Source organism: Pseudarthrobacter sp. CC12, assembly GCF_039907755.1.
GTDB classification, from domain to species: Bacteria; Actinomycetota; Actinomycetes; order Actinomycetales; family Micrococcaceae; genus Arthrobacter; species Arthrobacter niigatensis.
On the sequence record NZ_JARDJH010000059.1, the window covers coordinates 1 to 12,586 of the forward strand.

General features: G+C 66.0%; 11 protein-coding genes and 1 pseudogene. 6 read left to right on the top strand and 6 right to left on the bottom strand.

Annotated elements, in window-relative coordinates; all coding sequences use genetic code 11:
• Positions 1 to 260: 260 nt before the first annotated feature.
• On the bottom strand, positions 261 to 2,117 hold the full coding sequence (gene ggt / locus PV772_RS22440; protein ID WP_347887632.1) for a gamma-glutamyltransferase: 1,857 nt from the start codon (positions 2,115 to 2,117) through the stop codon (positions 261 to 263).
• A gap of 418 nt (positions 2,118 to 2,535) precedes the next feature.
• Here ggt and PV772_RS22445 point away from each other — a divergent pair, with 418 nt between their 5' ends.
• The 3 genes from PV772_RS22445 (at position 2,536) to PV772_RS22455 (ending at position 7,362) form a co-directional block, all read left to right on the top strand.
• The gene (locus tag PV772_RS22445; RefSeq protein WP_347887633.1) at positions 2,536 to 4,890 is read left to right on the top strand and encodes a S8 family peptidase; all 2,355 of its coding nucleotides are present in this window, start codon (positions 2,536 to 2,538) and stop codon (positions 4,888 to 4,890) included.
• A gap of 87 nt (positions 4,891 to 4,977) precedes the next feature.
• On the top strand, positions 4,978 to 5,925 hold the full coding sequence (locus tag PV772_RS22450; RefSeq protein WP_347887634.1) for an L-lactate dehydrogenase: 948 nt from the start codon (positions 4,978 to 4,980) through the stop codon (positions 5,923 to 5,925).
• Positions 5,926 to 6,045: 120 nt separating this feature from the next.
• A complete protein-coding gene (locus tag PV772_RS22455; RefSeq protein WP_307361241.1) occupies positions 6,046 to 7,362 on the top strand; it encodes a GNAT family N-acetyltransferase in 1,317 nt (438 codons plus the stop codon).
• On the opposite strand, the gene PV772_RS22460 is transcribed toward PV772_RS22455, so the two are convergent.
• Positions 7,359 to 7,973 carry a phosphohydrolase gene (locus tag PV772_RS22460; protein ID WP_347887635.1) on the bottom strand — a complete coding sequence of 205 codons (615 nt, stop codon included), beginning with the start codon at positions 7,971 to 7,973 and terminating at the stop codon, positions 7,359 to 7,361. The two genes, PV772_RS22455 and PV772_RS22460, sit on opposite strands and share 4 nt — an antisense overlap.
• Before the next feature lie 9 nt (positions 7,974 to 7,982).
• Complete coding sequence (gluQRS, locus tag PV772_RS22465) at positions 7,983 to 8,879, bottom strand: tRNA glutamyl-Q(34) synthetase GluQRS (protein ID WP_347887636.1); 897 nt, start codon at positions 8,877 to 8,879, stop codon at positions 7,983 to 7,985.
• Positions 8,880 to 9,205: 326 nt separating this feature from the next.
• Between gluQRS and PV772_RS22470 the strand changes: the two genes are divergently transcribed.
• Entirely contained in the window at positions 9,206 to 9,664 is a 459-nt protein-coding gene (locus PV772_RS22470) for an Lrp/AsnC family transcriptional regulator (RefSeq protein WP_210411392.1), read from the top strand.
• A gap of 14 nt (positions 9,665 to 9,678) precedes the next feature.
• Here PV772_RS22470 and PV772_RS22475 read toward each other — a convergent pair whose 3' ends face one another.
• A complete protein-coding gene (locus PV772_RS22475; protein ID WP_347887637.1) occupies positions 9,679 to 10,134 on the bottom strand; it encodes an Lrp/AsnC family transcriptional regulator in 456 nt (151 codons plus the stop codon).
• A gap of 106 nt (positions 10,135 to 10,240) precedes the next feature.
• Between PV772_RS22475 and PV772_RS22480 the strand changes: the two genes are divergently transcribed.
• A complete protein-coding gene (locus tag PV772_RS22480; protein WP_347887638.1) occupies positions 10,241 to 10,882 on the top strand; it encodes a LysE family translocator in 642 nt (213 codons plus the stop codon).
• Positions 10,883 to 10,898: 16 nt separating this feature from the next.
• On the opposite strand, the gene PV772_RS22485 is transcribed toward PV772_RS22480, so the two are convergent.
• Positions 10,899 to 11,876 (bottom strand): hypothetical protein, encoded by a 978-nt coding sequence (locus tag PV772_RS22485; protein ID WP_307361231.1) that lies wholly within the window; start codon positions 11,874 to 11,876, stop codon positions 10,899 to 10,901.
• Between the two features lie 312 nt (positions 11,877 to 12,188).
• On the opposite strand from PV772_RS22485, the pseudogene PV772_RS22490 reads away from it, so the two are divergent.
• A pseudogene (locus tag PV772_RS22490) lies at positions 12,189 to 12,377 on the top strand (leucine zipper domain-containing protein); the annotation flags it as partial.
• Here PV772_RS22490 and PV772_RS22495 read toward each other — a convergent pair.
• The gene (locus tag PV772_RS22495; protein ID WP_347887639.1) at positions 12,356 to 12,556 is read right to left on the bottom strand and encodes a DNA-processing protein DprA; all 201 of its coding nucleotides are present in this window, start codon (positions 12,554 to 12,556) and stop codon (positions 12,356 to 12,358) included. The pseudogene PV772_RS22490 and the gene PV772_RS22495 overlap by 22 nt on opposite strands.
• Positions 12,557 to 12,586 lie beyond the last annotated feature (30 nt).

Consider the following 12,586-nt stretch of genomic DNA (forward strand, 5'->3'; position numbering starts at 1 on the left):
TCATCGACTCACCCCTGACCATGCTCGTCACCGCCATCGCCTCCATCCTCATGGTCGCCGGCTGGTACGCCTGCCGCACCCGCATCCGCCAAATCGCCGAAACCCGCGACGGCTACACCGGCACGTCCCCGGTAGTCGCCAACGCTCCGGCTGACACCTTCAAGAAGTAGCTGCCGCAAGACGTCCGACGGCGGCACCTGGGTTCTGGAATTCGCAGAACCCGGGTGCCGCCGTCGGGGTTTAAGGGCAGTTCCCGGCCGTCACTTGGACGGCTTGACCACCAACGCTGACCCTCCGCCGCGCCTTACCGGCTCGGCTGCGGCCAGGGTGCGCCCGTCATCGAGGAATTCGATGGCGGTGGCCGCCCCGATCTCCGAGGCGGAGGTTCCCGGGGCACCGGCCGCCACAAAGGTGTGGCCATAGCGGGCCGCCAGGACCTTGCCTGACGGGGAGTCAATGAAGGCCTGTTCCGCTGTCACATTGGCGGTATTCCGCTGGGACGCACGGGGGGCCGCGATGGCGTCCGGGGTGCTCATGCCCAGGTCAATGCGGTTGACGATGGTCTGCAGGACGGTGGTGATGATTGTGGAACCGCCCGGTGAGCCCAGTGCCAGGAACGGCTTGCCGTCCTCCAGCAGGATGGTGGGGGACATGGACGAACGCGGCCGCTTGCCCGGCTCGATCCGGTTGGGATCGGCCTTGTCGTACACGGCTGAGAAGTCCGTGAGCTCGTTGTTCAGGATGAACCCGCGTCCGGGAACCACCATGCCGGAGCCGCCGGTCTGTTCAATGGTCAGCGTGTACTCCACCACGTTGCCCCACTTGTCCGACACGGTCATGTTGGTGGTGTTGATGTTTTCCGTGTCCTTCTCGTCCCCGGCAGCGGCAGGTTTCACCGGGCAGGTTCCGTCGTAGTTGGTGACGTCACCGGCGGTCGTCAATGGCTTGGCTGCGGCACGGGTGGGATCAAGCTCGCAGGCGCGCTCCTTTCCGAAGATCGGATCAGTCATTGCCTTGGTGGGCACCTTCACAAACGCGGGGTCACCCACATACTTGGCACGGTCCACAAAAGCCAGCGCGCTGGCCTCGAGGTAGTGGTGCAGGACGGCCGACTGGTCCTTTTTCAGTCCCGGCAGGTCGAACCCGTCCAGGATGTTCAGCGATTCGCCCACCGTGGTGCCGCCGCTGCTGGAAGGCGCCATGCCGTAGACGTCGTAGCCCCGGTAGTTCACATGCGTGGGGTCCTGGTCCAGGGCTTTGTAGTGCTCCAGGTCCTCCTCGGTCATCGAGCCTTTGGGGACTGGGAGGGTGGTGTCCTTGGACTTGGGCGGGTTCTGCACGGTGTTGGCGATCTCCTTGGCCAGCGGTCCGTTGTAGAACGCGTCCATTCCCTTGTCTGCCAATAGCCGGTAGGTGTCTGCGAGGTCGGGGTTCTTCAGGACTGATCCTACGGCGGGCGCCTCGCCGCCCGGAAGGTAGATGTCGCTGGTGGCGGGGAAAGCGGAGAAGCGGACCTTGTTCTCTGTAGTCTGAAGATTGAACGTCTTGTCCACCACGAATCCGCGGTCAGCGACCTCAATGGCAGGTTCCAGCGCCTTCTTCAGGCTGAACTTCCCCCAACGCTCCAGCGCGCGTTCCCACGTGGCGGGCGTTCCCGGGACGCCCACCGAGACGCCGCTGGTGACGAGTTCTGGCGTGAAGTTGTAAGGTTTGCCGGTCTTCGGATCGATAAAGGCATCATGGGTGATACCCGCCGGCGCCGTTTCCCGCCCATCGATGGTGCTGACTTTCCCGGACTTCGCGTCGTAGTAGACGAAGTAACCGCCACCGCCAATTCCGGCGCTGTAAGGTTCGGTGACCCCCAGGGTGGCTGCCGCGGCTACGGCGGCATCAACGGCATTTCCGCCATGCCTGAGGACATCGATGGCCGCCGCTGACGCTTCCGGGTCCACAGTACTCACCGCGCCGCCGTAACCGGTGGCCGTGGGGTTCTTGTCGGTGTGGCGCCCGTCGTCTTCATGCGGGTTAGTCGCGACTGCGGGGCTGACGGCCCCCGTGGTGACGCTTATGGCCAGCGCGGCAGTAACAGCTGCGAGCCGGCGTCCGAAATGTGGCATGGTGGCTCCTAAATGGGGGTTTGAGTGACGTGGGCCACGCTACTCTTCGGGTAGGACACACTCAACGGCTCCGGAAAGGAAGAGGCCCGCGTCCAAACCTCTAGTGATGCGCACCGGAACCGCCTGCCGTAGAAGTTGCCAAGCTTTTGCGCAGGGTTGAGGCGGAAAGGGGGTTGGGGGGGCAGCCGACGCTTAAACTTCTCGACAGGGAACGCATCACCCCGAGAGCCCGCGGAGCTGGAGATTCGCGGCATGGGTTACCCGCATACGTCTCCAGCAATGTCCAGGTCTCAGTTCAAGGGTCTCACCACAGATGATTATTCGATCGGCCACCCGCGGCGTAGTGCCGGACAAGGTCGGCACTAGCATGGCCGCGTACCGATCTCTCCACCGGAAACTACCCAAAGGGACGAACAGCATGCCTTTTGTTCAGAGCCTGGCAGCAGTCATCGCCGCGCTTGTGTTACTGCCAATCGGGGCGGCGGAAGCATCACCATCGCAGCGAGCAAGTGCCACCGTGGAAAGCAGCGTCGCACAGGAACCCACCGTCCCGGCGCCAGGGGAGACGCGCTACATCGTCCGATACGACCGGTCTGCCGATCCTGCCCAACAGACAGCTACCCTGCAGGCCCGGGGGCTGCGGACAGGACGTACGTTTTCGCACGCCTTCAAGGGCACCGTGGCGGTGGCAACGCCCCAGGCGGCGGCAGCGCTGGCGAAGGCCCCGGGCGTAGCTGGAATCGAGCCGGACCGCCCGGTGAAACTCCAAGCTACCCAGAACAACGCCCCCTGGGGCCCGGACCGCAGCGACCAGCGGACTTTGCCGCTGTCAAGCACGTATACCCCCGCGTCGGGTGGTAGCGGGGTAGCGGTGTACGTGATCGACACCGGGATCCTGTCCACCCACCAGGACTTCGGGGGGCGCGTACAGGCGGGCTTCGACGCCGTCGGCGTGGGATCAAACGGCGGCATTAATGACGGTAAAGGCTCCGTAGACTGCAATGGCCACGGAACGCACGTGGCCGGCATCGCAGCAGGGACTACCTATGGCATGGCCAAATCGGCGACCCTTGTCCCGGTCCGGGCACTCGCCTGCGACGGCACCGGCTGGGATTCGGACATCATTGCCGCCCTCGACTGGATAGTCCAACAACATCAGCCAGGACAGCCGGCCGTTGCCAACCTCAGCATCGGCGGCAGCCCGGACAGCGTCCTGGATGCGGCCGTCCAGGGTGCCATCGATGACGGGATCACAGTCACAGTTGCTGCCGGTAATGCGGGCACCGACGCTTGTGCCGGTTCCCCGGCCCGCGTGCCCGCGGCGCTGACCGTGGCCGCTTCCGACATCACGGACCGGCAGGCGTCCTTCTCCAATTACGGGACGTGTGTGGACCTCTACGCTCCGGGAGTTCAGATTACCTCCGACTGGTACACGTCCAACGCGGCGACAGCCGTCCTCAACGGCACTTCGATGGCCGCACCCCACGTTGCAGGTGCTGCCGCCATGATCCTTACCCAGCACCCTGACTGGACCCCCGCCCAGGTTGCAAACTCCCTCACGTCCTCCGCAACCACGGGCATGGTTTCAAACCCGGGAGCAGGAACACCGAACCGCCTCTTGTACGCCGGGCCCCAGGACAGCAATGGGGCGGTGACGGCCGCTGGCGGGTTCGTCCCGCGGGCCCCCTACCGCGTCCTGGATAGCCGCAACGGCACCGGAGGCATGGCCCGACCCATCGGTCCGGGCCAGACAGTGAACGTCAAGGTTACGGGGCGCGGCGGGATCCCCGCGACCGGAGTTTCAGCGGTTGCCCTGAACATCACCGTCAGCGGCGCTGCTACCGATGGGTTCATCACCGCATACGCGGGAGGCGGTGCACCGCCAGCGACTTCCAACGTAAACTACGGCCCGGGCCAGGTCATCCCAAACTCCTCCGTGACCCCAGTAGGCGCCGACGGCACTATCAACTTCACGAACACCTCCTCAGGCACCACGGACCTGATCGCTGACACATCCGGTTACTACCTCCAAGGCACTCCAACGGCCGCCGGCACCTTTCAGGCCCAGAGCCCCTCCCGGTTCCTCGATACCCGCAACAGCGTCCCCGTGGGTCCGGACTCCTCCGTGTCCTTCCAGGTAGGCGGGGTCAACGGGATCCCGCCGACTGTTTCCGGAGTCGTTTTCAACTTGACCGTAACCCAACCGCAGTCCGACGGGTTCGTCACCGCCTACCCATCCGGAACAACCCGGCCGGAGGCCTCGAATGAAAACTTCGGCCCGGGCCAGACGGTCCCGAACCTGGTCACCGTCCCGGTCGGTGCTGACGGGAAAGTCACATTGTTCAACCGCTCCGCCGGAAGGACGCACCTGATAGCCGACGTCGCCGGGTACTACATCGGCGGGACACCCACCGTGTCAGGGGCCTTCCACGCTATGAAGCCATCCCGGCTCCTGGACACCCGAACAACGTCACCTGCCGCGCCGGATTCAGCGGTGTCCTTCCAAATCGCCGGAACCAATGGCATACCTTCAACGGTGTCCGCCGCCGTTTTCAACCTCACAGTCACCGAATCCCAGTCCTACGGCTTTCTCACCGCCTACCCCTCCGGGAGCGCCTTGCCCAACGCCTCCAACCTGAATTTCAAAACCGGCCAGACTGTCCCAAACCTGGTCAACGTCCCCGTAGGACCCGACAGCAGGGTGACTATCTTCAACCGCTCCTCAGGGACCAGCCAGTTCATCGCGGACGTCGCGGGATACTTCCTGCCCTGACGCGAGGCTAGGGGATGCCGAGTGATGTGGGCCACGCTACTCTTCGGGTAGGACACACTCAACGGCTCCGGAAAGGAAGGGTGCACCATGGCAGGATCCAAGCTCGCGGTGGTAGGCGCGGGAAGCGTCGGAACCTCGCTGGCGTACGCAGCATTGATCCGCGGCTCTGCCAGCAACATCGCACTGTTCGATGTCAACGCGCCCAAGGCGGAGGCTGAAGCCCTGGACCTTGCCCATGGCAGCCAGTTCGCCGCGGCGTCGGCCACCGTAACAGGCGGCGGGGACATCGCCGTTACGGAAGGCGCCGACGTCGTGGTCATCACGGCCGGCGCCAAGCAGAACCCCGGCCAGAGCCGGCTGGACCTGGCCGGCACCAATGTGCGGATCCTGGAGCAGTTGATGCCGCCGCTGCTGGAGCGGGCACCGGATGCTGTCTATGTCCTGGTGACCAACCCGTGCGATGTCCTGACGGTGGCCGCGCAGCGGATTTCCGGACTGCCCCCGGAGCGGATCTTCTCCTCCGGAACGGTACTGGACACGTCCCGGCTGCGCTGGCTGTTGGCCCGCCGGGCAGGGGTCTCCGTCACCAGCGTCCACGCCAGCATGGTGGGCGAGCACGGCGACACCGAATTCCCGCTGTGGTCCGGCGCCACCATCGGCCCGGTCCCGATCCGCGACTGGACGGTTGGCGGGGAACGGATCTTCACGCCCGAATCCCTCACGGGCGCCGCCAAGGAAGTGGTGCAGGCCGCTTACAAGGTCATCGCGGGCAAAGGGGCCACGAACTACGCCATCGGCCTCTCCGGCGCCCGCATCGTGGAAGCGCTGCTCCGCGACGACAACGCCGTCCTGCCCGTATCCACGGTCCTGTCGGGGCTCTACGGGATCTCCGGGGTGGCGCTTTCCCTGCCCAGCGTGGTGGGCCGCGGCGGCGTGCACCGGGTTCTTGAGACACCCATGGACGACGACGAGCTGGCAGCACTGCGTCACTCTGCGGACACCCTGCGGCACTCCATGGACGCGCTGGGCCTCTGAGTGGACGTCATGCAACGCCGCCGCAACCCTCCCGGGCGGCGGCGTCGCATAAGCTCACTTCCAGGTGCCAAACGCTGGCCCACCGGGACTGGCTCGACGACGAACCAACAGGAGTAACGCATGACCAACTGGCGGATCAGGGATTTCCATTCGGCGGACCTGGACGGGATCCTGCACCTGTGGGAGACGCTTAAGGCCAACAACGTGGAGCCCGTCTATGCCCTGTCCGAGGTCCTCGCCTCCTGCGAAAAAGACCATGCAGTGGTGGCGGTGCTGGGTGAGCAGGTGGTGGGCGCCGCCGTCGGGCGGGCCGCCCACGACCAGGGCTGGATTGTCTTCCTCGCCACCCTGCCCGAATACCGGGGCCGCGGCATCGGCACCTCGCTGCTGGCCGCCGTCGAAAGCCGGATGGCCCCGCATGGCCTGAACAAGCTTTCGGCGCTGATGCCGGAATCCGAAACCCGGGTGGAGGCGTTTCTGGGCCGCGGCTTCGCGCTCAAGAAGAACCTCCGCTACTTCGAACGCACCATCCCGGTCCAGCGGCAGGAGCTCGGTGCCCTCGGCCAGCTCGGCGGCCGGGTCCTGGCACGCGACCTGTGGGAAAACGTGGCGGGGATGCGCAAGGAAAAGGAACTACTCGAACGCCGCCTGGTGCTTCCACTCGCCGAGGCGGACCTGGCCGATGAATTCGGCGTGGTGCCGCCGCGCGCCGTCGTCCTGTTCGGCCCCCCAGGCACCGGCAAGACCACCTTCGCCAAGGCCATCGCGTCCCGGCTCGAATGGCCGTTCGTGGAAGTGTTCCCCTCGCGGCTGGCCGGTGATCCCCAGGGCCTGGCCGGCGCACTGCGCGAAACCTTCCTGGAAATCGCCGAGTTGGAGCACGCGGTGGTGTTCATCGACGAGGTGGAGGAAATCGCCTCGCAACGGGCCGGGGACCCGCCGTCGCCGCTGCAGGGCGTGACCAACGAGCTGCTCAAGATCATCCCGGCGTTCCGCGAACAGCCCGGCAGGCTCCTGGTCTGCGCCACCAACTTCATCCGCGCCCTGGACTCTGCATTCCTGCGCCACGGTCGGTTCGACTACGTCATCCCCATCGGGTTGCCGGACCGGCAGGCACGCGAAGCCATGTGGCAGCGCTTCATCCCCGCCACCGTGGTGGACGGCGTGGACGTGGAACTCCTGGTGGAGCGCACCGATGGTTTCTCCCCGGCGGATATCGAGTATGCCGCCCGGAGCGCGTCACAGCGGGCCCTGGAAAAGGCAGTGTACGACGACGGCGGGCTGGCCTCGGGGGGCGATGTGTCCGTCCGTGAGGCGGTGCGGAAGGGCCCTTCCACCCAGGACTACCTGGATGCCATCGGTGACACCCGGACCACCGTGAGCGCTGAAGTGCAGGCGGACTTCCTTGAGGACATCGAGGCGCTGGGGCGGGTCTAGCTCCCGGGACCGGAGTCGTACCGGAGGTTTTCGTAGTCCGTGTCGTCGGCCTCGTCCAGCTGGCGGTCGAATTCCTCAAGCAACCATGGGTTGGCCCGGGCCAGGATCTTCCGGACTTCTTCCACCTCCACGGCGGCATACAGCACGGGCCTGGCATCACGGTACTTGGTGACCGGAGGCTTGTCCGGCCACTTCGCCGCGAGCGCCTGGACACGTTCCGGCAGCGAATTGTGGGCATTGTCGGCGATCTTGACCAAGGCGGCGTCATGGTCCTGGGCGATCTCGAGCATGCCGGCCTGGTAATCATCCGGGTTGCTGTGCAGTCGGTTAGTGACGCGCTCGATGATCTCCACCGAACGCTCCGGGACCCCCATGTCCAACAGTGCCTGGCGGGTGATAGGTGTGTCCTCGGCGATGTCGTGGAGGTACCCGGCGATCCGGATCTCGTCGTCGAAGTCCGCCAGGGCATCGCCCACGGCAAGGACGTGCTCCCGGTACGGGCGCTTCAGCTTGTCCTTTTGCCTGTTGTGGGCCACTTCGGCCAGGACCTTGGCTGTTTCCACCGTAAACCTGGGTGCGGGGCTCTGCTCCGGAAAGTGCTCGCGTGACATGCACTAAGCCTAGGGCGTGGTTGCCGCCTTGGGTGTCCACACCCAAGGTTCCCGGGGCAGGGCTCCGGGGCGGAAGGCCGGCAACGCCTGCTCCAGCGTCCCGCCCGGCAGTCCGACGGACGTCAGCAGCGTGTCCCGGACCTCCCCTGCCGCCACCCCGGTCTTCGCCAGGTCAGCGAGCGTGACCGCACCGTCACGCTTGGCCAGCCGCACGCCGTCGTGGTTCACCACAAGGGGAACATGCGCATATTCCGGTATTGGAATATTCAAGAGGCCTGCGAGATACGCCTGGCGGGGCGTGGACGGGAGCAAGTCATCACCGCGGACCACTTGGTCTATGCCCTGTTCGGCATCGTCCACCACCACGGCAAGGTTATAGGCCGTGACGCCGTCGTTGCGCCGCAGCACAAAGTCGTCCACCACCCCCGTGAACTGGCCGTGGAGGACATCCGTCACGGTGAACTCCGCGACGCCGGCCCGCAGGCGGAGGGCGGCGGGCCGGATGGAACGCTTGAACTCCAGTTCCGCGCGTTCCAGGCTTCGGCAGGTTCCCGGGTAGGCGCCCTGCGGGGCATGCGGCGCGGACGCCGCCTCCTGGATCTCCCGGCGGGTGCAGAAACACTCGTACGTGAGGCCCGCCCGCGTGAGCCGGGTGATTGCCTCGGCATAGAGGGGCCCCCGGGCCGTCTGCCTCACCACGTCGCCGTCCCAGGTGACGCCGATGGCGGCCAAGTCCCGCAACTGCTCCGCCTCCGCCCCGGCGCGGGCACGGTCGAGGTCCTCCACCCGCAACAGGAAGGCCCGGCCGGTGGAGCGGGCGAAGAGCCAGGCGAGCATGGCGGTGCGGAGGTTCCCGATATGTAGTTCGCCGGAGGGGCTGGGGGCGAAGCGGCCGGCGGAGGTCATGAACCAACCCTAGACCGAACGACACAAGAGCCCCTCAGCTACCGATGACAGCGGAATTCCGACGTCGGTAACCCAGGGGCTCTTGCCGTGTTTGCAGAGTGAGCATGGTGTGAACAAGCCTCATTCAGCGGCGGCCTCCTTGCGGGAGGCGGTGTCCAGGGTGCGGGTGGTGTGCCGGGAAACCTGTAAGCCTGCGGGTTCGAGCGGTAGCTTTTGCCCTTATTGCCACCATTCCAACAGACCACCTACAGTTGGTACAACAAGCAGGACTTTGGTTAGTCATACTGATCAATTCCTTACGCGGGAGCAGGCAGGAAGTGATCAGATTGCAGGAACTGGACGCAACAGACAAGCGGATCCTGAATGCACTGGATCAGGACCCCCGGATCCCGGTCATGGTGCTCGCGCAAAAGCTGGGCCTGGCACGCGGAACCGTGCAGTCACGGATGGAGCGGATGGCGGCGTCGGGCGCCCTCCGGCCCAACAGCAGCCGCGTCCTGCCATCGGCCCTGGGGCGCGGCGTCGCGGCGGCCGTCAGCGCAGAACTTGACCAAAGCCACTTGAATGAGGCCATCGATGCACTGCGGCGGATCCCCGAAGTCCTGGAGTGCCACGCGCCGGCCGGGGACACCGACCTCCTCATCCGCGTGGTGGCCAAAAGCCCTGACGACCTCTACCGCGTCTCCGAAGAAATCCGTCTCTGCCCCGGCATCGTCAGGACGTCCACGAGCATGTTCCTGCGCGAGGTCATCCCGTACCGCACCACCGGATTGCTCGAAGGGTAACCGTTGCCCAGCGGCTACACCGGCGGCCCGGCGTTCGACTTCAGGTTCTTCATGACCAGCGTTGACGTCAGCCGCTCCACGCCAGGAAGGGATGTGAGCTCGGTGTCATAGAAACGCTGGTAGGCCGGCAGGTCTTCGGCGATGATCTTCAGCAGGTAGTCCGGCGAGCCGAACAGCCGCTGGGCCTCAATGATGTTCGGGTTCGCTGCCACCCGGTTCTCAAAGATCTCCATCGTGGACCTGTCCACCTGGCGGAGCGTGACGAACACGATCGCCTCGAACCCCAGGCCCACCGCAGCCGGGTCGACGTCCGCCTTGTAGCCGCGGATGACTCCGGACTGTTCCAGTTCCCTCAGTCTCCGGTGGCATGGTGCCACCGTCAGCCCCACCTTGGATGCAAGCGCCGTGGCCGTCATCCTGCCATCCTCCTGGAGGTGGCGCAAAATATTCCTGTCGATACTGTCGATCACGCAATAAACATATCGGTCCGGCGGTGGGTCGGGCGAAAACCGGACAGCACTTTTGGCTGAATTCTCCCTATGGTTGCTCCTGAGAGTATTCCGACAGGAGGAAACCATGAATCCGCAGCTGTTCCTGGCCTTTTTGGTGGTGGCCGCCGCCCTGGCGTGCACGCCGGGAGTGGACTGGGCCTACACCATCGCAGCGGGACTGAGGCAGCGCAGTTTCGTTCCGGCGGTGGCAGGACTATGCGGCGGATATATCCTGCACACGGTCCTGCTGGTGGCAGGACTGGCCGCGGTGCTGGCCGGGTTGCCCGGCGTCCTGGGCTGGATCACCCTGGCAGGTGCCGGCTACCTGCTGTGGCTCGGGGTGGGAACCCTCCGGTCCTGGCGGAGGGCCACCTTCAGCGCCCATGCCGACGGCGGCTCCGGCACCCAGCTGCGCACCTTCCTGCAGGGCATCGGCACCAGCGGGATCAACCCCAAGGGCCTGCTCTTCTACGTGGCGCTCATCCCACAGTTCATCAGCGCCAATGCTTCCCTGCCCGTGCCCGTGCAGTCCGGACTGCTCGGCATGACGTTCGTTGTCCTGGTGGGCGTGGTCTACACCGTGGTGGCCCTGCTCTCACGCACGCTGCTGCGAAGCAGGCCGGGCGCCGCCCGGGCAGTCACCCTCGCCAGCGGCATCATCATGGTGGCGCTGGGGGCCGTGCTGCTCGGGGAGCAGCTGGTGCCGCTCCTGGCCGGCCGGGCGTAGCACCGGCCCGGGGCTTCTAGTCCCCGTTGAGTTCCTTCCAGTCCTGCTCCCAGATCCGCCGCATCTCCTCGTCCTTGCGGATCGGTACCGGTGCCCCAAGCTCACGCTGCGGTTCCGGGTCCGGGCGCCGGCGCCCCCAGTCACGCGGGTTCAGCGTCCGGCGGCTCGATTCCAGCACCAGCAGCGCCCGGTCAGTCAACGCATCATTGCGGAGCGTCAGGTGGGTCTTGCGACGGCGGAGTACCTCAGCGATGGCTTGGTGTGCGGCGTCCAGCCGGCCCTCCCTGCGCAAGGCACGGGCGCGGACCAGCAGCAGGGCGGCGGAAAGATCGTCCGCGTTCAGCAGTCCGTCGGTCCAGTCGATGACGGTCCGGGTTCGACCCAGCCCAAGGGCCAGCGAGCAGCGCGCCAGGGCCATGGGCAGCGACGGCGGCAGCCCGGTGAGCGCATCGAGAGCAGCTTCCGTGCGGCCCGTCTCGCGGAGCGAGTGGGCGAGGGCCAGGAACACCGATTCCTCACTGAACAGGACGGGGATCTCCACCCGCTCGGCCAGTTCTATCCTGGTGACGATCCGGGTGAGGTAGGTGGAGGAGTAGCGGTTCGCCTCGTCGTCGTTCCTGGTGGTGAGGCCGCGCTGGAGGAGCTCGGAAGCCCGCAGGTAGCCGCCATGCTTGTATATCAGCAGTCCGGCCATCAGGTAGCAGAGACCGGCCCAGCCGGGGTAGGCGCGCGCCAGGGTGATCAGGCGTTCCGGTTCGCGGCTCGTGAAGACAGCCTCGTGGACCGCCTTGGCCGGCTTGGGCATCAGCCGCTTGAGCCGGGGCACCTCGCCGTCGACGGACAGCAGGGCGGGATTGCGCCCGCCCAGGACGCCGGTCAGCAGGCCGCCCACACCTCCGGCAAGGTCGTGGACCGGAGTGCGAAGGTATGGCTGGCCGAAGGGAGTGAGGTCGCGGCTGTCCCAGTAGATCGGTGCAGTTTCCCCGGAGCCCATCCTTCCATGCTAACCGCGGCCGGCCGGAGGCGGACGCCCATCCCGGAAGGCGGCGCCGGACTGGGGGCCTTGTCCCGGCTCCATATTCAGGGAGGGTGGGAAGCACCTTTGTCCAGGCTTGGCATCAATCCTGCCGACCAGCTGCAGAAGCTTCCCGGTGGCCTCGGTGACAAACTTCCGGGCGGCCTGGGCGACAAGCTAGGTGTTGCGGGTCATGACGTTGTAGTCACGGATCGGGGATGAAGGAACGGGTCCCTGACCGGCACGATGGGTGGTGCTGAAGCCGTCCATCTGCTGGAAGAGACCCGTTCCATGACCCACCGTAATTCGCCGCTGACCCCTGCCGGAAGGCTCCGCCTGGTCGAACGTGTCGAAACCGATGGCCGTCCCATCGCCCACGTCGCCGCCGAAGCAGGCATCGCCCGCTCCACACTCACGAAGTGGGTCCACCGCTACCGCGACGACGGCATCGAAGCTCTTCAGGACCGCTCCAGTGCTCCGGCCAACGCGGCCCGGTGCGCGTGTGCATCGATGCCGTATGCGAGCCCTGCGATGACGCAGATGCCGCGTTGGGCCAGCCCGTACGCCATGTCCCCTGTCACGGAGGCGCCGTAACTGGTGCAGTCCCGGGATCCGGTCACGGCAACACACCGGGACGGGGCGGGGATGCCGTTGTCGATGTTGCCCCTGTACCAGAGCCCGTATGGGGC